The 21,614-nt window shown below is 45.6% G+C and carries 17 protein-coding genes and 3 pseudogenes; 9 read left to right on the top strand and 11 right to left on the bottom strand.

Annotated elements, in window-relative coordinates:
- Positions 1 to 94: 94 nt before the first annotated feature.
- The 3 genes and pseudogenes from cysT to LP107_RS04425 all read left to right on the top strand — a co-directional run.
- The gene (gene cysT / locus LP107_RS04435; RefSeq protein ID WP_112742467.1) at positions 95 to 991 is read left to right on the top strand and encodes a sulfate ABC transporter permease subunit CysT; all 897 of its coding nucleotides are present in this window, start codon (positions 95 to 97) and stop codon (positions 989 to 991) included.
- 249 nt (positions 992 to 1,240) lie between these two features.
- Positions 1,241 to 2,092, top strand: a complete 852-nt coding sequence (cysW, locus tag LP107_RS04430; RefSeq protein WP_112742468.1) for a sulfate ABC transporter permease subunit CysW — start codon at positions 1,241 to 1,243, stop codon at positions 2,090 to 2,092.
- Positions 2,093 to 2,204: 112 nt separating this feature from the next.
- Positions 2,205 to 2,918, top strand: a pseudogene (locus LP107_RS04425) (sulfate/molybdate ABC transporter ATP-binding protein); the annotation flags it as partial.
- A 458-nt stretch (positions 2,919 to 3,376) separates the two neighbouring features.
- On the opposite strand, the gene adk reads toward LP107_RS04425, so the two are convergent.
- The 6 genes and pseudogenes from adk to LP107_RS04395 all read right to left on the bottom strand — a co-directional run bounded on the left by adk (position 3,377) and on the right by LP107_RS04395 (position 10,533).
- Positions 3,377 to 4,030: an adenylate kinase gene (gene adk, locus LP107_RS04420; protein ID WP_112742470.1), complete on the bottom strand. Its 654-nt coding sequence runs from the start codon at positions 4,028 to 4,030 to the stop codon at positions 3,377 to 3,379.
- 76 nt (positions 4,031 to 4,106) lie between these two features.
- On the bottom strand, positions 4,107 to 5,369 hold the full coding sequence (gene ccmI, locus LP107_RS04415; protein ID WP_112742471.1) for a c-type cytochrome biogenesis protein CcmI: 1,263 nt from the start codon (positions 5,367 to 5,369) through the stop codon (positions 4,107 to 4,109).
- Positions 5,366 to 5,932 (bottom strand): cytochrome c-type biogenesis protein, encoded by a 567-nt coding sequence (locus tag LP107_RS04410; RefSeq protein ID WP_112742833.1) that lies wholly within the window; start codon positions 5,930 to 5,932, stop codon positions 5,366 to 5,368. Before LP107_RS04410 ends, ccmI begins: the two co-directional genes overlap by 4 nt.
- Positions 5,932 to 6,513 (bottom strand): DsbE family thiol:disulfide interchange protein, encoded by a 582-nt coding sequence (locus tag LP107_RS04405; RefSeq protein ID WP_115369326.1) that lies wholly within the window; start codon positions 6,511 to 6,513, stop codon positions 5,932 to 5,934. Before LP107_RS04405 ends, LP107_RS04410 begins: the two co-directional genes overlap by 1 nt.
- 146 nt (positions 6,514 to 6,659) lie before the next feature.
- Positions 6,660 to 8,675, bottom strand: a pseudogene (locus tag LP107_RS04400) (heme lyase CcmF/NrfE family subunit); the annotation flags it as partial.
- A gap of 547 nt (positions 8,676 to 9,222) precedes the next feature.
- Positions 9,223 to 10,533, bottom strand: a complete 1,311-nt coding sequence (locus tag LP107_RS04395) for a DUF445 domain-containing protein (RefSeq protein ID WP_078273569.1) — start codon at positions 10,531 to 10,533, stop codon at positions 9,223 to 9,225.
- 695 nt (positions 10,534 to 11,228) lie between these two features.
- Here LP107_RS04395 and LP107_RS04390 point away from each other — a divergent pair.
- Both LP107_RS04390 and LP107_RS04385 read left to right on the top strand, forming a co-directional pair.
- Positions 11,229 to 11,798, top strand: a complete 570-nt coding sequence (locus LP107_RS04390; protein ID WP_112742473.1) for a lipocalin family protein — start codon at positions 11,229 to 11,231, stop codon at positions 11,796 to 11,798.
- A gap of 231 nt (positions 11,799 to 12,029) precedes the next feature.
- On the top strand, positions 12,030 to 13,004 hold the full coding sequence (locus LP107_RS04385) for a manganese-dependent inorganic pyrophosphatase (protein ID WP_264675912.1): 975 nt from the start codon (positions 12,030 to 12,032) through the stop codon (positions 13,002 to 13,004).
- Positions 13,005 to 13,123: 119 nt separating this feature from the next.
- Here the strand turns inward: LP107_RS04385 and LP107_RS04380 are convergent, their stop codons facing one another.
- A complete protein-coding gene (locus tag LP107_RS04380) occupies positions 13,124 to 13,648 on the bottom strand; it encodes a hypothetical protein (protein ID WP_112742834.1) in 525 nt (174 codons plus the stop codon).
- A 340-nt stretch (positions 13,649 to 13,988) separates the two neighbouring features.
- On the opposite strand from LP107_RS04380, the gene mrdA reads away from it, so the two are divergent.
- The 3 genes from mrdA (at position 13,989) to LP107_RS04365 (ending at position 17,951) form a co-directional block, all read left to right on the top strand.
- Positions 13,989 to 15,995, top strand: a complete 2,007-nt coding sequence (gene mrdA, locus LP107_RS04375) for a penicillin-binding protein 2 (protein ID WP_112742475.1) — start codon at positions 13,989 to 13,991, stop codon at positions 15,993 to 15,995.
- Positions 15,992 to 16,585 (top strand): 16S rRNA (guanine(966)-N(2))-methyltransferase RsmD, encoded by a 594-nt coding sequence (rsmD, locus tag LP107_RS04370; protein ID WP_264675913.1) that lies wholly within the window; start codon positions 15,992 to 15,994, stop codon positions 16,583 to 16,585. The genes mrdA and rsmD overlap by 4 nt, the downstream gene beginning before the upstream one ends.
- Before the next feature lie 487 nt (positions 16,586 to 17,072).
- Positions 17,073 to 17,951, top strand: coding sequence for a DegV family protein (locus LP107_RS04365; protein WP_078273575.1), 879 nt, complete (start codon positions 17,073 to 17,075; stop codon positions 17,949 to 17,951).
- Between the two features lie 77 nt (positions 17,952 to 18,028).
- On the opposite strand, the pseudogene LP107_RS14450 reads toward LP107_RS04365, so the two are convergent.
- The 4 genes and pseudogenes from LP107_RS14450 to tkt form a co-directional block, all read right to left on the bottom strand.
- Positions 18,029 to 18,106: pseudogene (locus tag LP107_RS14450) on the bottom strand (hypothetical protein); the annotation flags it as partial.
- Positions 18,107 to 18,285: 179 nt separating this feature from the next.
- Positions 18,286 to 18,666, bottom strand: a complete 381-nt coding sequence (locus LP107_RS04360) for a type II toxin-antitoxin system VapC family toxin (RefSeq protein ID WP_078273576.1) — start codon at positions 18,664 to 18,666, stop codon at positions 18,286 to 18,288.
- Complete coding sequence (locus LP107_RS04355; protein ID WP_078273577.1) at positions 18,666 to 18,893, bottom strand: hypothetical protein; 228 nt, start codon at positions 18,891 to 18,893, stop codon at positions 18,666 to 18,668. Before LP107_RS04355 ends, LP107_RS04360 begins: the two co-directional genes overlap by 1 nt.
- Before the next feature lie 69 nt (positions 18,894 to 18,962).
- A complete protein-coding gene (gene tkt / locus LP107_RS04350; protein WP_264675914.1) occupies positions 18,963 to 20,981 on the bottom strand; it encodes a transketolase in 2,019 nt (672 codons plus the stop codon).
- A gap of 244 nt (positions 20,982 to 21,225) precedes the next feature.
- On the opposite strand from tkt, the gene LP107_RS04345 reads away from it, so the two are divergent.
- Positions 21,226 to 21,564, top strand: a complete 339-nt coding sequence (locus LP107_RS04345; RefSeq protein ID WP_147287331.1) for a hypothetical protein — start codon at positions 21,226 to 21,228, stop codon at positions 21,562 to 21,564.
- Positions 21,565 to 21,614 lie beyond the last annotated feature (50 nt).

Below are 21,614 nucleotides of genomic sequence, written 5' to 3'. Positions count from 1 at the left end.
ATCCCAAAACCGAAAATTCATATTCCTTTTTGTCAGTATCATAATTTTGCCAATCTTTTTAAAATAAGCCTACCATTTTTACACACAAGATACCATGACAATCCACACCACACCGATCACACAAGTCACCCCCGTCCGCAACAAGCAAAGACGCATCATGCCGTTTTTTGGGCTAAGTCTGGGCGTGAGCGTGTTTGCGTTGTCGCTACTGGTTGTTTTGCCGTTTGTCATGATGATTTTGACCACGCTTGGCATGGGGTTTGGCGAGATTGTCAGCACCATAAAAGAGCCACAGGTTTTTTATGCCATTAAATTATCCCTATCCATGGCGATTTTGGCGACCTTGACCAACCTAATCTTTGGCACGCTCATCGCTTGGGTGCTGGTGCGGTATGACTTTTGGGGCAAGTCGTTCATCAATGCCCTTGTGGATTTGCCCTTTGCCCTGCCGACTGCGGTTACAGGCATTTCACTTGCCACGCTCTACGCCCCTACAGGGTTGTTCGGACAAGTGTTTGCCAAACTTGGTATGGCTACCACAGGCGAGCCAATTCGCATTGCCTTTACGCCCATTGGTATTTGGCTGGCTTTGGTGGTGGTGTCGTTTCCTTTTATCGTGCGAGCGGTGCAACCTGTACTTGCCGAGCTGTCGGTAGAGTTTGAAGAAGCGTCTGCCGTCATGGGGGTGAGCCGTTTGACGACTTTTGTCAAGGTCATTCTGCCCGAGATTGCTCCTGCCATGCTCATCGGTTCGGGTATGATGTTTGCCCGTGCCACAGGCGAGTATGGGTCGGTGATTTTTATCGCAGGCAACATTCCCATGCAGTCAGAAATCCTACCGCTTATCATCGTCTCAAAATTGGAGCAATTTGACGTGGCGGGTGCGTCCTGCGTGGCGTTGTTTATGCTCCTTGTGTCGCTGGTTGTTTTGTTTGCCATTAACTTTTTCCAATGGAAACTCTCGGCACGGCTTGGGGCAAAAACGAATTAAAATGAATTTATTGTTAAAGATAAATTTAATATAAAACACATGGTAATTTAATTATTTTTTTAAAAATGGTTAATTAAATTTTGGAGAAATTTATTATCTTGGGCGAATAAATTGCCCCTACACGTCCAATTTAAAATATGTATTTATTTAGTCATAATTGAAAATTGCAAATTGCAAAAAGTAAATTATTATTTTGCATTTACCCAATTTTTAAAACCCATTTAAACCCAAACCCAACACGGAAACAACATGGCAACCCAATCCACCTACGACTACCAAAACCACCCCGCCACCAAAGACCCTGCATGGGTCAAATACACGCTCATCACTTTGGCGGTGTCGTTTATGGCGGTCATGCTCGTTGTGCCACTTATTGCCGTGTTTTATGAAGCCCTAAAAGACGGCGTGAGTGCCTATCTGTCCGCCCTTACCGACCCTGACGCATTGCACGCCATTAAGCTCACCTTAATCACCACCGCCATTGTCCTGCCTATCAATACCGTGATTGGCGTAGCGTTAGCATACCTGATTACTCGGCACAAATTTCGGGGCAAATTTATCATCACCACCTTGCTAGACTTGCCCTTTGCGGTGTCGCCTGTCGTGGCAGGTTTGATGTTTGTCTTGCTATTTGGGGCAAATACGCTCATCGGCTCGTTTTTTGAAAGCCTAGGCATAAAAATTATCTTTGCCACCACAGGCATTGTGCTTGCCACGCTGTTTGTAACCTTTCCCTTTATCGCCCGAGAAATTATTCCGCTCATGCAGTCCATTGGCGACAGCGAGGAGGAAGCAAGTCTCACGCTTGGGGCGAACGGCTGGCAGATGTTTTGGCACGTTACCCTACCTAATATCAAATGGGCGTTGCTCTACGGCATTATCCTAACCAACGCTCGGGCAATGGGCGAGTTTGGGGCGGTGTCGGTGGTGTCGGGGCATATTCGAGGCGAGACTAACACCATGCCACTACTCATTGAGATTGCCTATAACGAATATGCCTTTACCGCCGCTTTTGCCCTGTCAAGCCTGCTTGCCTTGCTTGCTCTTGTTACCCTTGGGGTGCAAAATGTAATGAGTCGTAAAAAGATTGGGCGAAGTTAAGTTTTTAAATTTGGTTAAATTGGATTTTTAATTAAAATTTAGGTAAACCAATTACCATTTATCAAATATTTTTAACTTGTAAAATCAATTCATCATCAACACGGATACCACCATGAGCATTGATATTAAAAACATTCATAAACGCTTTGGCGAATTTACCGCCTTAAATGACGTAAGTTTTTCGGTCAATTCTGGCGAACTTGCCACGCTACTTGGACCATCAGGCTGTGGTAAAACCACCTTACTGCGGATTATTGCAGGGTTAGAGACGTCCGACACAGGGCGGATTTATTTTGACGGCACGGACGTAACCGACACGCCCGTGCAACAGCGTGGGATAGGCTTTGTTTTTCAAAACTATGCCCTATTTCGCCACAAAACAGTCGCCCAAAACATCGCTTTTGGCTTAGAGCTACTGCCCAAACACCAACGTCCCACAGGGGGCGAGATTGATAAGCGAGTGACACAGCTTCTTGATTTGATTCAACTTCCCCGCACCAAAGACCGCTATCCGCATGAGCTGTCGGGCGGTCAGCGTCAGCGTGTGGCATTGGCTCGGGCGATTGCCACAAACCCCAAGCTACTTCTTCTTGATGAGCCGTTTGGGGCGCTGGACGCCAAAGTGCGTAAAGAGCTACGCACGTCTCTACGCCAAATCCAAAAGGACATTGGCATCACGTCCATCATGGTAACGCACGACCAAGAAGAAGCGGTTGCCGTGTCGGACACCATTGTCATTATGAATCATGGTATGGTGGAGCAACTGGGCAAGCCTGATGAGCTATTTGCCCGTCCTAATAGCGAATTTGTGGTGGATTTTTTGGGGCTTTAAAATATCATTCTATTTAGCTGATTAAATGGTGCGTATTACGCCCTACCGCTAATGGGTGTGTTTTGACTTTAAATGATAATATAAAAACCACCTTGTAAATATTTTAGGATTATGTTAAATAAATTAAGCATAAAAAATACGCCCCATTGGACGTGCTTTTAGGGCGTGCCTGCCTTTGGTATTTGCAATGAAAAATGCCTGTTAAAAAAGCAGGGAAATCGCCCGTTTTTCAAAGAAAAACTGGAGACTGATAGTTATTCCATCAAGCAAGTTTTCGCCTTCGAGCCACAATCCGACCACTTAATTTTAAAAATTAAGTAAAAAATCTTAAAATTTACACAGTTAAGTGGTCGGATAGCCATTTTTCATGCAAAAATCGATAAAAACGTTAAATTTTCATCTTATTTTATAAAATGTTATCAATGGCAGGCACGCCCTACTAATTAATGAAATTAACCTTTTAACACCGCAAAAATCTGCTCTTTGACCGTATCAATGGCTTGGATGCCGTCAAACTGATGATAAGACGGAGCATGCTCGCCCGACTGAGCCACCGCTTGATAATGACCCACGAGCGTGGCAGTTTGGGTGTGATAGACTGACAGGCGGTCTCTGACGACTTCTTCTTTGTCGTCATCACGCTGTACCAACTCTTCGCCCGTTACGTCATCTTTTCCGTCCACTTTTGGCGGATTGTGAATGATGTGATAAGTACGACCTGATGGCAAATGGGCTCTGCGACCTGACATACGGCTGACAATCTCATCATCAGGCACGCTAATCTCAATAACATAATCAATGTCCACGCCTGCATTTGCCAGTGCTTCGGCTTGGGCAATGGTGCGTGGAAAACCGTCAAAAATACAGCCATTAGCACAATCAGGCTCGGCTAGGCGGTCTTTGACCAGATTAATGATAAGCTCATCAGAGACCAACTGACCTCTATCCATCACGCTTTTGGCAAGCTTGCCAAGTTTCGTGCCGTTTTTAATGGCAGAGCGAAGCATGTCGCCTGTGGAAATTTGGGGAATGTTAAATTCCTTTGAAATGAACTGAGCTTGTGTGCCTTTGCCTGCCCCTGGGGGACCTAATAAAATAATACGCATGAGTACGCTCCAATGAATCTGAGATAAAATAACACTATAAACCACATTGCCCTATTGTTCAAGTGGTATTTGCATTTTACGGCACGATTTGTGAGATTTCCAAATTGACCGTATTTTGCCCTTTTTGTAATATCACAGGGTTCGCCATCAAGTCGCCCGATTCGCTGACCGCCCCACCACTGTGGCTGATACGGGCATTGACTGCAAGGCTAACCCCTGCTTCACGCCCTGCCGTCAAGGTACGCTCGGGCATCATCGCATCCAAATCACTAAGCGACACCGTTACTCCCTGCACTAACTCACGCACCGATAAGCGTTTGACCGCATAAGGAGCACCGCCTGCCACGTCCGAGATAGAGACGAACAGCACGGCATTCTCATCGATTTGGGGGAGCAGACTGCTTGCCACACTCACATGGACATTGACCCCTGCCATCGCTTTGGCTTCTTGGGCGTGAATGGTCGCCATCAGCTCATCTAGGCTTGCCAACGCCAACTGCCTGTCCGCACCACCCTTACTGGTGATACTCTCACGCAGTTTGGCAACCCATGCCTTTGCCATCGCAAAGTTATTGGCACGTGTCTCGCCCATCGCCATCATCATCATCGCCCCTTCATGGTCTGGGGTGTTTGAGAGTATGCCATGCAGGACATCACGAGCGGTCGCATCTAGCACGCCATTATTGGCAAAAAAGCTGGTCTGAGCATAAGTAATGGCAATCTCATCATTGCTCTGGTCAAGACGATAAGCACGAGCTAAGGCTTCTAAGGCTTGGGGCGTGGCTTCTAGTGCCATGAACAGCTCGGACAGTCGCATCCAGCGGTTGGGGTCATGGGCGTGATGATGAACGTTGGTCTGCATGGCACTAATGAGTGCGGTGCTATCGGCGGTCGCCCACTCGGGGGGCGTGTCCATCTTGCCTGTTAGCAAATCGTCTGCCACTTGTCCCACGCTGTCTTGGGCTTGCCATAGCTTAAACACAGACGTGCGGTCAGCAGTTGTCAGATAAGCAAGCCCTGCCAGCACAGGTATCCACACCATGACAATGGCACGGCTTTTGATACCCACAGGAGCATAGGTCTCGGCATGGGTTTGGGCGTCTAGCAGTTGGCGTTTGAGTTCAATCTCGCCTGCCTGAAAAGTCGCATCATCAATCCGCCCTGCTTCTTTGTCCGCTTGTAGCTCGGCAATCCGCTCGCCAAACACCGCCACATTGACCGCCATGAGCTGATTATCCACCGCCTTTTGTCCTTTAAGCCACGGATAAATCACCACCAATGCCAATACCACGCACAGCAGTACGGCTAAACTAAAAAACAAGAACAGCGTGGGGGTCATGGCGTATCCTTATCGGTTTGGGTGTGGGAATTTTGGGAATTTTGAGCATTAGAATGTTGGGCTTGCTCTGATTTGGGGCTTTGATGTTTGGCTAAAATCTGAGCAACTCGCTCTTCTTCGGCTTTGGATAAGGCATTGACTTCATCGACCGCCACCGTCCGCCCTTTTTTGGCTTTATAAACCCAGCCTAAGATAAACACCACCAACAAAATGGGCGGAAAAAACCACAAAATCCACGTGGACGGACGTACAGGCGGTTTATAACTGATAAAATCGCCATAGCTATCAAACATAAACTGACGAATCTCGGCATCACTCCTGCCATCCTGTATCATCTGATAGGTTTGGTTTTTTAAATCCACCGCAATCGGAGCGTCCGACCCTGCTAAGTTTTGGTTTTGGCATTTGGGGCAACGTAACTCTTCGATGAGTGCCTTATAACGGGCTTCGTCTTCGGCACTTTTAAATTCATAAATCTCAATCGCCCCAAAACTTGCCGTACTTATCATCAAAGTCCCGACCACTGCCAGTATGGATAAGGTGTGTTTTAAATAAAATTTCATCATTGGCACGCCTGTGTTCTTTGGGTTTGGTTCGCTTGGGGATTGGCTAGGGCGTCCATGCATGGTTTGATACTTGCCGTCCAGTTGCCTTCGTGTATCTCGCCTGTGATGTGCTTATAGACCACGCCGTTGCCGTCCACCACGAACGTCTCGGGTGCTCCTGTCAGTCCTAGACTTAGCCCATATCTACCGTCCAAATCCTGCACCGAGTACAAAAACGGGTCTTTGTATTGGTTCAAATACCCCAACGCATCGGCAAGCTCATCTTTGTAATTCATGCCCACCATTGGCACGCCTTGGGCGTGTAGCTCCATTAAAAAGGGGTGTTCCACCTTACAAGTCGGACACCATGACCCCCACACGTTCATTAAAAATGGCGTTTTTGGCAAATTGTCATTGGTCATTATCCGATTGGGGTCGGATAATAAGGGCAGGCTAAACGCTGGCAAGGGCTTATTCATGCTTGTAGTAACCACGATGTCTGCTGGCTTACCCAAACGGTTAAAAAACATCACCATGAGCAAGGCAAAGATGATAAAGGGAATCAAAAAAATCATCATGCGTTTTTGAGTGCGGTTCATGGTGTCATCTCCCCTGCATTGTCATTAGCTTTTGTGGTTTGGCTGTCTTTGTTGTTATCTTTGCTAATGCTTTCATCATCTTTGACAACTTTTTCACCATCTTTGATAACCTTGCCATTATCTTTGCTGTTATTTTTGCCATTGTCTTGATTAACCGTTGTTGGGCTTGGCTTGCTCTTTGCCAAATCCGCCTTGACTTTTTTCATGCGATAGCGTTTATCAAGCATGGCAATAAACCCACCCAACGCCATGATGATAGAGCCAAGCCATAGCCAACGCACCATGGGCTTGACGTGTACACGTACCGCCCAAGTGTTATTATCCACCTTACCGTCTTTGACAATCGGCTCGCCTAGGGCGACATACAGCTCATTAAACAGGCTCGCTCGCAGTCCCACTTCGGTCATCGGCATCATCGAGACGACATAGTTTCGCTTTTCAGGATAGAGCGTGGTAATGAGCCTGCCATCTGCTTTGACTTGTATGGTCGCCCGTGTGGCATCGTAGTTGGAGCCTTGCACTAGGTCAAAATCTTGTAGATAAAAATCATAACCCTGCACATGCATGCTATCACCCACCGTCATCGCCACGTCTTTTTCCATGCTTAACGCACTCACGCCTGCCACGCCCAGTGCGGTGACCAGCACACCGATATGGGCGATTTGCATGCCATAATAGCTTGGGCTAAGTTTACGCAGTCCATTGGTAAACCCCTTGGCATGGCGAGTCTTATCCTTAATATCAAGCCCGATAAACAGTAGCACCCACGCCGACAGACTTGCCGTGATATAAATGGTATGGTCAAAGGGCGTATTCTCACCCAGTAGGTTTATCATATACCAACCCACCACACCCAGTAGCAAGCTACACACTACCGTCATCATAAGTACTTTTAGCATGGGACGGCTGTCGTATTTATACCGCATGGTCGCCCCCACCCCCATAAAGGCAAGTAACACCCATGATAATGGCACAAACAACGCATTAAAATACGGCGAGCCCACCGAGACTTGACCGAGTTTAAAGGCATCAGCGATAATCGGATACAGCGTGCCTAACAGCACCACCAGTGTCGCCACTAGCAGAATGATGTTATTAATAACCAGTATGGTCTCACGGGATTTTAACTGATAAAAACTCTCCACGGTCAAACGCCAACCACGCAGAGCAAACATCAATAAGCCCCCGCCAATGACCACCCCTAAAATCGCTAAAATCGCCATCCCACGAGTCGGGTCAGCGGCGAACGAATGCACAGAGGTGATCACACCCGAACGCACCAAAAACGTCCCCAAGAGCGACAGAGCAAAGCCAAAAATGGCAAGCATAATCGTCCACGCCTTGAATACGCCACGTTTTTCGGTAACGGCAAGCGAGTGCATGAGAGCAGTACTGGCAAGCCACGGCATCAAGGACGCATTCTCCACAGGGTCCCAAAACCACCAACCACCCCAACCGAGCTCATAATACGCCCACCACGACCCAATGGCAATCCCTAAGGTCAAAAACACCCACGCCGCCACCGTCCACGGACGAGACCACCGTGTCCACACCGCATCAAGCCGACCCGCCCACAGGCTTGCCATACAAAAGGCAAATGGCACGGCAAGCCCCACATAACCCATGTACAGCATGGGCGGATGAAAAATAAGTCCGGGGTCTTGGAGCAGTGGGTTCAAATCCGCCCCGTCCACAGGCAGATTTGGCAGTGTCCGCACAAAGGGATTTGAAGTAAAGGTCAGCATGGCAAGCATCATCACTTGCACCCCACCAAGCACCGACAGCACTCTGGCTCGCATGTCCAGCGGTAGCCCACGGCTACACACCGCCACAAGCATACACCACGTCGCCAGTATCGTCAGCCACAGCAGTAGCGAGCCTTCATGTCCGCCCCATGTCGCTGATAGCTTATAGTACCACGGGAGCAGGCTGTTAGAATGCCCTGCCACATACACCAAACTAAAATCGTTGTACAAAAACCCTGCCATGAGTGCCACAAAGGACACCAGCATCGCCAAAAACCCTGCCACGGCAAGGCTTGGGGCAAGGCGTTGCCAAGCGGTCTGATGTTTTATCACGCCCAGTGCAGGCAGGACGGTTTGTAGTATCGCAAGCACCAACGCAAGCAGTAAGGCGAAATACCCCAGTTCGGTGATTAGCATAAAGACATTCTCATCAAGTTAGCGACGGCTATTTGGGTTTTGTTTTTATTAATTTTTAAAAATAAAATTGATAAAAATTTGTTTAAAAATGAATTTTAAAATAAATCATCATATTAATGATATTTAAAATTTATAAGATAATTTTTTAAAAAATAAATTTAGCCATTTGAATTTTATAAATAGATACAGCCAACAAAATTGAATTTTACTACGGAAACCGTTCGCCCTGAGCTTGTCGAAGGGTTGGTTTCCGTCATGGTTCGACAGGCTCACCACGAACGGAAACCGTGGTACTTTTTCATTTTGTAGAATGTAAATGGCAGAGTGCATGCCATGCACCATTTAATGCCATAACAATCAAGCTTGGCAGTAATTTATTTTGGTAGTAGTCTAAAAAGTATGCTGAACTAGTTTTCCGTTCGCCCTGAGCCTGCCTGCGGGTAGGAAAACCGTTAGGTTTCCCAAGCTCGCCACGAACGGTTTTCTTTGTAACATACTTTTTGAACCAGAGCCTTTATTTTAAATTTAAAATAAATATTCAAGCCACTCAAAAAAACACCGCAATCAAATGTAACCACCCTGCCAACAGCCCCGTTATCGCCCCCAAAATCACCAATGTCATCTCATCTTCTTTAAAGGCAGGTCTTAGCAGGTTTTGAAATTCATGAGGCGAGAGTTCTCGAATACGAGATTCAAACAGCCCAAAGATTTTGCTTGCCCGAGATGTGTTAAGTTTGGGGTCTCTAATGGGTATCATCGTCGCATCAATGGATTTGTCAATAATGGTGTCTTTAAAGGCACTTAGCTCTTTGTTATCCATACCCACTTTTAAAATGGATTTAACCACAGGCGACTCTAACAGCTCATATAAGTGCGATTTCATGAGTTCACGGGTTTTTGCCGAGCGAGTGCCATACATCATCTCGCTCATGATGTTCTCTAAAGTAACCAGCTCATTTACGACAATCTCAGCAAACACGCTGGACACTTCATCTTGGCGTTTCATAAAACCGCCCTGCCAGTCATAAACATGAAAATGGGGCAACATGGGCTTGACCCGACCATTGTCATAGCGGAACAGGCGGATAAAGGGGACTTTTTTGGGCTCGACAGGGTTAAACACCATCCAAATGGCAATCCAGTTGGTTAATGCCCCCCAAATCGCCGCAAAAAACGGCACCGTCCAATGCTGTGGCACAAAATAAAAAATCCCCATCTGAATAATCCCAAAACCAAAGCCAATCACGGCACTGATTTTCCAGATGAAGTTAATCTCTTTTTTACCCACTCGCAAAAACATGTCTACCATGAGTTTGCGGTCGCTCTCCATGCGTTTGACAATCATCGCCCGCATGTCCACCAGCTCCTCGACATTGGCAGTCAGGTCAATGACTAAGGACTTCATCACCGCTGGCATCTCACTGTGTGCATGAGCATAAATCCGCCGTCTGATGGCGTACGGGGTATGCGTCCACAGAGCGTAGTAGCGTTCGAGCATAATCTCATCAATGAGACTCTCTAAATTCTTATCCACTGTCTCGGTGATGAACTGTGCCATCTCCTCAGGCTCCATCGCCTGCAAAAACTCATCGATGTTACCAAGTTTGGATAAGGTCTGATCAACGATGACCCCAGAGATTTTGCCTGCTTTGGCAGGGACAATGCCTTGCCAGCCTAAGCCCTGCAAGCCCCACGGCATACCACGCACACGAATACCCCAAAACTTAATGGGGTGAAATAACATCTCTAACGCCATCCACACATGAGCCCACGTTACAAAAGCCGTAACGGGCGGAATGGTGAGCATGGCGATAAATTCGGGGTGTTCAGCTAGGGCTTGCCAGATGGAATTAAACATAAATCATCACTTGTTGGGGTTTGGCAATGGGCTAGGCGATTGGCTAATTGACAAAATTAAAATTTAACAAAATAAATGGTAAACAATAGGGTAAAAATAAAACGGCTAATTCTACCACAGTTTTGTCTATTTTGCCAAAATCAATCCTTTAAATATTCGCCCAACGCCTGCCTTGGATAAATATTTAAAAACGGTAAATATCATGTTTGCCGTTTTTATTTTATCCACAGGGCGGTCATCATGTCATGAGCGTGAAACATGATTGTCATATTGGAACATTTGCCAAAAATTTATGACATAACTTATTGATTTTAAATAGAAAAAATTTGACAAAAAACTGTATAAATTTTATACAATCAACTGCCATTGCCGATTAATCATGGCATAACGCCCCAAATTTTAAAGTTATCCACAGGCTTATCCACAGATTTTGGGGAAAAGATGGAGAGATGGTAGAGAATTTTTAAAAATATAATAAAAATCAGAAGGTTGTGATGATGTTTTTGGATGTAAAACATTGTTTTGATTTTAAATGAGATTTGTTCTTGGCGATGTTTCACGGCTTTACGATGGGTTAAAATGATGATGGGTGAAAAGTGGCGAACAAATCACAACAAAACAACAGCGACCAAACAACAGGAGTGTGCTACAATAATTTAATAAACATTATTTATTAAAGTGTTAAAGGAAAAATTATGTCTTACGTCAAACCTGCCAAATCCTTACTTTTTAGTGTCATCGCCTTGTCCGCCCTGAGTGCCTGTACTGCCACGCCCACAAACGGCACAGCACCGACAACCGTCAGCCAAATTCGCCTTGATGACTATCTGGGTAGATGGTATGAAATCGGACGCTTGCCCATGTCATTTCAAGACAAATGCACCCATAACGTCACCGCCACATACAGCCTAAAAGACAACGGCAAAATCAACGTCCTAAACGCCTGTGCCACCAAAGATGGCATGACATCGGTCAATGGCGAAGCGTACGCCACCGATGAGACCAATACCAAACTGCGAGTGAGCTTTTTGCCCAGTTTTCTAAAAAAATTACCCATCGGCAAAGCCAATTATTGGGTGCTGGCAAGCGACCAAGACACAAGCGGACGCTACACATCCGCCCTAGTCGGCACGCCCAACCATAAATATCTGTGGGTGCTGTCTCGCACGCCCACGCTGGACGATGCCACTTATGAGCGGTATCTGGGTATTGCCAAGCAAAACGGCTATGAGCTGAACAGGTTTACCAAAACGCCACAGAAATAAGATGATTACAAAGAAGGTTTTGTTGGTTTTTAATATACCCAAGAAACTTAAAATTGCTACAAATGCAATGATGTTTGGGTGTAGGGGCGTGCTGTACACGCCTATAAAACTGATAGCATTAAAGGACGTGCAGAGCCAGTCTCTACAAACCTGTGGTAAGTATCAAGTTTGTTAGATGTATTCTTTGAGCGTCTTTTTAAACATCTTTATCAAGCACCATTAAGGAACCCCATGCACCACGTTTTTGGACATACATCCCCCGACACGGACGCTTTTGTCTCGGCATTTGCGTTTGCCCATTGGCTAAATGCCCAAGGCATATCAGCACAGGCATACCGTCTGGGCGAGCCGAACCTTGAAACGGCATTTGTGCTTGCCCGTTGGTTTGAGCGTTACCCCAATGATGAGTTGCCCACCAAGCTCCTGCCGTATCTAGACGCCAGTCGCCCGACCGACATTGTGGGGCGGGGTAATAAAGTGGCATTGACCGACCATAACGAACCTACCCAGTCCATCAAGGGTTTGGCGGAGTTTGATATCCGCTACGTCATCGACCATCATAAGCTCGGACTGACCACGCTCACCCCTGCCTATGTGCGTATCCATCCTGTGGGCTGTACTTGCACCATTTTGTATGAGATGTTTACCCAAAAGGGCGTGGACATCACCGCAAGCATGGCGTGGCTCATGCTCTGTGCCATCATCTCGGATACGCTAAATCTTAGCAGTCCCACGACGACCGATGATGACCGTATCGTGGTGCAAAAGCTTTGTGAGCTGTGTCAGATGAACGTGGCGGATAAGGATAAACTGGCAGATGAGATGTTTTCTGCCAAAAGTGATGTCAGTCATCTGTCCGCCCGTGATATTTTGCTGATGGATTATAAAAGCTATGAGCTTGGAGCGACGAGGTGGGGCATTGCAGGGATTGAGACGATCGCCCCCAGTCAGATATTTGCCAGAATCGATGAGCTAACAGCCACTGCCAAACTCATTCAGGCAGAAAAAGGCGTGGATTATCTTATGATTGCGGTGGTGGACATCAAGGAGCAAATGGGCTATGCACTCGCCCATGACCCTGCCCAAAATGCGATTATCTCCAAGGCATTCGGGGCGAACTGTGATGATAAGGTCTTTGCCTTGGCAGGCGTGGTCAGCCGTAAAAAGCAAATCGTCCCTGCCTTGGAGCGGTATTATCAGTTTTAGGTTTAAGCGTGTTTGTTCTTGTCTGTCATGGATTGATGTCTGATTTATATGCCTGATAAATAGCCATAAAAAAGACCTGATGGTGATTCAGGTCTTTTGTTTTAAACACCTTAACGGTTTTAGCTTGCTTTGGTGCATTCAACAATGACGGTATCATCTAGCGTGGTGATTTTGGCTTTATCGCCATCAATGGTTAATGCCATGCCCTTGTCGTCGCCAGCAATGCTATCATCAGAAGTAAAGCGTCCTTTGGTTTGCACGTCTTGGGCTAGGTCATAAGTGATGTCATCGGTGGTTAGGTGAGCTTCGATTTCACCTTCGTGGTTGTGGACGGCGATGTGGACGGTTTTGTCGCCACATTGGTATTCGTCGCCATCGGCATGGTGGTGATGTCCATTATCATGAGCATGGTCGTGGCTGTGGTCGTGAGCGTGTTCACCATGTTTGTGGTCATCGTGGTCATGACTATGTTCGCCATCTTTGTGTTCGTGGTCATGCTCGCCATGAGCGTGGTCATGCGTGGCGGTTTGTTCGGCAGGGGTGGTGGTCTCTGCTTTTGGTTCGGCAGGGGTTTCTTCGGCTTTTTGGCAAGCGGTCAGAGTAAGCGTGGCAATAAGACTGACAACAAGTAATTTTTTAGCCATCATGCATCTCCCAATAAAATTGATATATTATAACCAATTTATCAAAAATTGCAATGGCTTATCTAACATCATCCAGAGCAATCGCACTAAAAAAATTTTACATAAATTGATTAAAAATCAAGCAAATTTAGTATTTATAGTTAATTTTATCTAAATATATTTTTAATAAATTATTCAAATTTTAATTGTCTTGGTAAGCTTTTAATCGGTGAGCTTTTAAATAATTTTGCATCTAAAAATTACCAATTTGTTTAAACCATCATTTTAGTTGCCAAAAATTAAATATACCTTTGAAAATATGCTATAATTAGGAGTTTTTTGCTGTTCTTTTGTGCCAATCATGACCTCATCACGTCCTAACGATTCTGACATCAGCACTCGCGTCTTTGTACGCCGAGTGATCGTGGCGTCGTTATTTGTGCTTATTGGCATGATTGGGCTGTTTGCTCGTTATGGTTTTTTACAGGTTCATCAATACAATAAATACCAAACTAACGCTGATAACAACCGCATCAAACTCATCTCCGACCCGCCATCACGGGGTTATATTTATGACCGTAATGGTGTGTTGCTTGCCGATAACGTACCGGTTTTTTCTGCGGTCATCAGTCCCGATGAGATTGAAGACCCAGCTTACACCCTAAAACTACTTACCCCCATCTTTGGTCTGACCGATGAAGAGATTACGGACATCTTGGCAAGGATAGACAAATCCAAAAACAACCCCATTACCATCAAGATGGATTTGACCGAAGAGCAGATTGCTCAGTTTAGCGAGCGAAAGCCCTTTTTCCGGGGGGTGAGCATTCAGACCAAACTCACCCGTGTCTATCCCCATGACGAGCTATTCGCCCATGTCATCGGTTATGTCGGGCGTATCAACGACAAAGAAGCCAAAAAAATCGCCGAAAACGATCGCAAAAAAGCCCTGTACGCTGGCACCGACCTGATTGGCAAAATCGGCATCGAGGCCCAGTACGAAGAAGTCCTGCTTGGCAAACCAGGCTCTCAGTCGGTAGAGACCAATGCTCACGGCGAGATTCTACGACAGCTAGACACCAAACCCCCTGTGGCGGGTAACGATTTGTATCTAAGTCTAGATTATGGACTACAAATGGCCGCCCAAAAACAACTGGCAGGACGACGTGGAGCGATTGTGGCACTTGACCCCAAAAATGGCGACGTCCTTGCCTTTGTCTCAAACCCCAGCTATGACCCCAACCCCTTTGTCTCTGGCATATCCAGCAAAGAGTATGGCATGCTTCGAGATGACATTGACCAGCCTTTATACAACCGTGCCTTGCAAGGACTCTACCCACCTGCTTCTACCATCAAACCCTTTGAGAGTATGGGCTTTTTGCATTATGGCATCATGGGTTGGAATGACACCATTTTTGACCCTGGTTATTTTAGCTTACCGGGGGACAGTCACCGTTTTCGTGACTGGAAAAAAGGTGGACACGGCACGGTCAATATGAGCAAATCCATCATCATGAGTGTGGATACCTATTATTATAAAAACGCTCACCGCATGGGCATTGACAAGCTTCATGATTGGATGAGTAGTTTTGGTTTTGGTAAAAAAACAGGCATTGACCTACCCAACGAAAAAGGGGGCATCATGCCATCGCCTAAATGGAAAATGGACACCTACGGCAAAGAATGGCTACCAGGCGAGACCATCTCTGTCTCTATCGGACAAGGAGCATTTTTGGCAAGCCCCCTGCAAGTCGCCAACGCCACCGCCATGACCGCCATCAAGGGCAAACACCTCACACCCCACCTGCTCAAACGCTCCGAAGGGCAGGCTCCCGTGACCATCATTGACAAACCTGACGGAGTCATCCCCTTTAATGGCACCGAAGCCGACTGGGACAGAATGCATATCGCCATGGAAGACACTGTCAAACGTGGTACAGCAAAGAGCATCTACACCACCCGTTATCGTATGGCGGGCAAAACAGGTACAGCGCAGGTCAAATCCATCGCCCAAGGCAAAAGCTATAACAAAGCCGCCATCAGCTCCCGTCACTGGGACCATGCATGGTTCTCAGGTTTTGCTCCCGTGGATGACCCCCAAATCGCCATCGCAGTCATCGTCGAGAACGGTGGTGGCGGTGGTAAAGTGGCAGCCCCCATCGGGCGAGCCTTGTTTGATTACTGGATTCTCCAACGTGAGACCAATCCCATCACACCGCCCAGTGATGAAGAACTGGTAAAAATCCGTGCCGCCAAGCGTGAAGCCATCAAAGCCAAAATCGCCAAGGCAGAAGCCGAAAAAGCCAGAGCAAAAGCCGAAGAAAAACACAAAAAGACAGAAGAAAACAGACAAGCTCATCAGCCATGAAAAAACCAACCAAGTCTCATTACAAAACCACCAATCAAGTTCGTATCATCGGCGGACAGTTTAAACGCCGTAGTATCAGCTTTGTGGACGCTGATGGATTAAGACCCACCCCTGACCGTTTGCGTGAAACACTCTTTAACTGGCTCATGGCAGACATTCATGACGCCAGAGTGCTAGACGTCTGTGCAGGCTCGGGCGTGCTAGGCTTTGAAGCATTATCACGGGGGGCATCCCATGTCGTCATGATAGAACCAAACCCGACCCAAGCACGCACCATCAAACACAATGCCGACATCCTAAGACTCACCCACAGCCAGCTGTCCATCATCAATGGCACCGCCCAAACCGCCCTGCCCACGCTCAGCACGCCTTTTGATATCATCTTTATTGACCCGCCTTATGCCCTTGATATTTGGCATGACATCATCAGTGGTATTATAGAGCATAGACTTTACCACGCTGACACGCTGTGCTACATTGAGAGTGATACCGCCCTAGATGACATCCTTATCCCTTTTTCTACCAATCTATACAAATCCGTCAAAGTTGGGCGGGTTTATGCAGGGGTGTTTACCTTGCCCATTCATTAGAAAATAGCAAGGCATACCCCCATTGAGAGATTAAATAAATTAACCTTTACCAAAACAATTATTACCAAAAAACACTTGATAAAAACATTTACTTTTGGATGAATTTTATTTAAAATGACCCAAATTGTTTATATTAAATAGCATCGTTGCTTTTTTAGGGCGTGTTTAACTTTGGTATTTGCAATGAAAAATGAGAAAAATCGCACGTTTTTCAAGGAAAAAACGCAGACTGATAGTTATTCTATCAGACAAATTTTTAACTTCGAGCCACAAGATTTAGCCATTTTTTATGCAAAAATTGATAAAAGTGCTAAATTTTCATTTTATTTTATAAAAATGTTATCAATGGTAGGCACGCCCTAGTCCTTTGTTCGAATTTTACTCCAATCATTTAAACATCATAAATTTGCCCACCTATTTAATATAAAATCTTTGCTCATCTTATTTTGCCATCACACCCTGTGTGATTTTTATTTGGTAGGTTCTCATGAAACGCATTGTTCTTAGCACATCTTCTTCTAGCTTAAACTACATCAACACGCCTCATACCGTGCGTTTAGTGCCTTTTCACGTCATTATTGATGGCACAGACCATCTTGATATCAGAGACATTGATACCGCACGCCTAAGTCAAATGCTCTACGACAAACCCAATCTGTCCGTCAAAACCAGTCCACCCACCGCCGATGAGATTAATGCCTTATTTGACGAATTGTACGCTGAAAGCTATGAAGAGGTATTGGTTTGCACCATCTCATCGGCCATTAGTAAAAGCCATGAAATTTTTAATACACTAAAAACTAAATTTGTTGGCAAAATGAACATCTATGTGTACGACACCAAAACCCTAAATATTGACGAGGGGGCATTGGCATTTGAGGCGGACTTGATGATGCAAGAAGGCAAATCCATGCTAGAAATCATCAACCGTCTTGATGAGCTACGAAAAAACAGTCTGTTCATGTTTACCTTATCTGACCTAAACTTTATCGTCCGCAACAAAAAACTCTCTGCCCCTGCCAGTATGATTGCCAACTTATTTAGCATCAAGCCTGTACTATGGATGAATGATGATGGCTATATCGTCGTCAAAGACAAAGTGCGTAAGTTCGGGCGTGTCATGTATCACATGGCGGACATCATCACGCATCAGATGGGAGGGCAGGACGCCTTTGTGTATATCATTGATACGTCCATCGGGCTACACACTAATGAGTTTAAAAACATTCTCGCCCATGACTATGGACTGCGTAACGTACCTGTGATTCCTGTTTCCACCGTCTCCCTTGCCAACCACGGCCCGACAGGCATGGGATTGGGTGTATATTATGGCGAAGTGCCAAGAATATTTAATCATTTCAAATAACATACAAAAAATCAATCGCCATTCATGATAATCCAATAAATCACAGGTGGCGATTTTTGCCAAAACTAGACGCACAACTAACAAATCACAATCAACACCGAACGCTGATTATTTAACGCATTTTGATAAAATTGTTTGAGATTTTCAAAATACTCTTTTAATTCTTCGCTAAATTATAAGAATTATGCCAAAAATGGTGCATGGTACTTACCTTACTAACTATTGTTGGCTTTGTGATGACAAGGTTCTTGGGCGGTGCTATGAACAGCGTTTGGGTTAAAAATTTGTGGCCGGCTCGTTGGAATTTGTAAAACTTGATATTATAGCATAAAAGTTAGTTAATAAGTAACCGCTCAATTTCACGATATTTGGGAAGAACCGTATCCAAACTTACCACAGGCATTTGATAAACAATGCTCGTTGCAACAATAAAACGGTCAGCAGGGTCTTTGTGATGAAAGTCCAAGCGTTCAGATAATAAAGCGATTTCTTTATTAATTGGTAAAATTTTCACATTCGCTGTTGCAAGTTCAATCCAATATTCCAATTTTATCGGCAAGCCAACCTTACCCTTTCGGATTAACTGGGCAACTTCCCAACAAGAAATGATACTGACTGCCAACCCATCAGCATTTTGAATTTCATTGATGATATTTCGGGGTAATTTTTGTTGATTTTGCCAATAAATCCAAATATGTGTATCCAAAAGCAACATCAATCAAGCTCCCAATCCTCAATATCTGTTGTTGGACTCATAATATCACCATAAAAAGTCATCAACCCCTTTAGTGCAGGGTTAGGTTGATTTTTGAGTTTGGTTGGTTCAGTTGGTGTTGTAATTTTGGTAAAACTGACTTCAAAATCGCCCATTTGAAATTCAGCAGGTACAAGAATTTGCACCACAGGACTGCGATAGGTTTCTTTGTAGGTTTCAACTTTCATTATTTTCTCCAAAATAAAAATGGCACCATTCTTGATAGTACCATTTTTATTTTTAAAAACAAGCAATGCTTACATCATTTCTTTAACCGCATTCACCACATTTTCCACCGTAATGCCAAAATGATTAAACAAATCTTTGGCAGGAGCGGACTCACCAAAGGTTGTCATGCCAATCACCCTGCCGTCCAAGCCAACAAATTTATACCAATAATCGGCAATACCCGCTTCCACCGCCACACGAGCACGCACATCGCTAGGCAATACGCTTTCGATATAATCACGGTCTTGCTTTACAAAAATCTCAGCACATGGCATGGACACCACACGCACGCCCACGCCCTGCTCACTCAAAGCCTTATGAGCTTGCATTGCCAAGTCCACTTCTGAACCTGTGGCGATGATGATGGCTTGCAAGTCGCCTTGTTCTTTGGCAAGCACATACGCCCCTTTTTCAATCAAAGCAACCTGTTCGTCCGTGCGGTTTTGATGAGCAAGGTTTTGGCGAGATAGGATAAGGGACGTTGGGGCATTGGCGGTTTGTAGAGCAACTTTCCATGCCACCGCCGTCTCCACCGTGTCGCACGGTCTCCAAGTGAAATGGTTTGGCGTTTGGCGTAGGCTTGCAATCTGCTCTACAGGTTGATGGGTCGGGCCGTCCTCACCAAGCCCAATGCTGTCATGGGTATAGACGTTGATGACACGCTGCTTCATAAGTGCCGACATACGCACCGCATTACGAGCGTACTCCATAAACATCAAAAACGTGGCAGTATAAGGGATAAATCCACCATGCAACGCCACCCCATTAGCAATGGCGGTCATACCAAACTCACGCACACCATAATGCACATAGTTGCCGTCAGCGTGGTCTTGCACACCCTTGGCACCGCTCCACAAGGTCAAGTTTGACCCTGCCAAGTCTGCCGAACCGCCCAAAACCTCGGGCAATAATGGGGCAAACGCACCAATGGTATTTTGACTTGCCTTACGAGTGGCGATGGTGTCACCTTTGGCTTGGCAGGCTTTGATAAACTCGTCCGCTTTGGCGTTAAAATCGCTTGGCAACTCGCCTGACAGTCTGCGTTGTAGTTCGTCCGCCTCACTTGGGTATTTGGCTTGATAGTCAGCAAATTGGGCGTTCCAGTCGCCTTCCAACTTCTCGCCTTTATCGCACGCATTCCACGCTTGATAAATCTCATCGGCAATTTCAAATGGGTTATTGTTTGCCCAACCCAGCTCGGTACGAGTCAAGGCGATTTCATCGTTGCCCAAGGGAGCTCCGTGGCTATCTTCTTTACCTTGTTTGTTGGGACTGCCAAGACCAATGACGGTTTTGCAGATGATAAGCGTGGGCTTGTTGGTTTCAGCTTTGGCTTTTAAGGTCGCTTTACGGATGGCATCGGCATCATGTCCGTCCACACGCAGTACCTGCCAGTTATAGCTTTCAAAGCGTTTGGCAGTGTCGTCTGAGAACCAGCCTGTAACGATGCCGTCAATAGAAATGCCGTTGTCATCATAATAAGCGATGAGCTTGCCAAGTCCTAACGTGCCAGCGAGCGAACAGGCTTCGTGAGACACGCCTTCCATAAGACAGCCGTCCCCCAAAAAGCAGTAGGTATAATGGTCAATGATGGCGTTGTCGGACTTGTTAAATTGTCCTGCCAAAGTCTTTTCAGCCAAGGCAAAACCCACCGCATTGGCAATGCCCTGCCCCAAAGGTCCTGTGGTCGTCTCAATGCCGTCCGCATAGCCGTGTTCGGGGTGCCCTGCGGTTTTGGCGTGGAGTTGGCGGAAATTTTTGATGTCGTCAATGGTCAAATCATAACCCGACAAATGTAACAAGGCGTACAATAGCATAGAGCCATGTCCGTTTGACAATACAAAGCGGTCTCGGTTTGCCCATTTGGCGTTTTTGGGGTTGTGATTTAAAAATTCACGCCACACGACTTCGGCAATGTCCGCCATACCCATGGGAGCCCCAGGGTGTCCTGAGTTGGCTTTTTGGACAGCGTCCATGGCAAGGATACGAATGGCGTTGGCGTTGTGTCGCTCATTTAGGGGGGGATTAAAGGTGGGGAGAGAAGTCATAATAAGGTCTCAAAGCGTTGGAATGTGGGGGTATTTTAACATATTTTGGCAAATTATGGATAAAAATTGTTTGTTTATAAATAAAGATAGGATTTACAAAAAACAATGGCAATCAATGATAAGTTTACTGATAAATTATTATAATGTAATAATTCGTACTAAAATTTTATCGGCGCAAAATAATGCTTTTTATCTTATAAAAAATTTGCTAAAATCAAACAACGCTCTTGATTTGGAGCAAATAATGAACATCATTCGTCTATTACCGATTGCCCTTTTGGGCTTGGCATTGCCTGCGTGCCAATCTTTCAAAGATGACCCATTTAATACCACGCACACCGCTCCCACCGTTCAAGTCCCAACACCAACCCCAGACAAAAATTTGGAATTTTTAAAAGAAATGTTTGAAAAAGACCAAATTAGAAATGGTATGCAAAGAGAACGACTGATTTGCCCTGCGGTTTACAAGCCTGTTTGTGTTACTTATACCCACAATGGCAAAAATTATCACGGAAGTTTTAATAACAAATGTTATGCCAGTGGGTTAAATATTGTGAATATTGGCGATGGGTTTTGTGAATAACAGTTTTTAAATAAAATTAAACACGCCATTAAATACACGATTGGGTAAAA

The organism is Moraxella bovis (assembly GCF_025985205.1).
GTDB classification, from domain to species: Bacteria; Pseudomonadota; Gammaproteobacteria; order Pseudomonadales; family Moraxellaceae; genus Moraxella; species Moraxella bovis.
The sequence above is the reverse complement of the archived record's forward strand: the minus strand, read 5'-3'. Positions and strand labels throughout refer to the sequence as shown.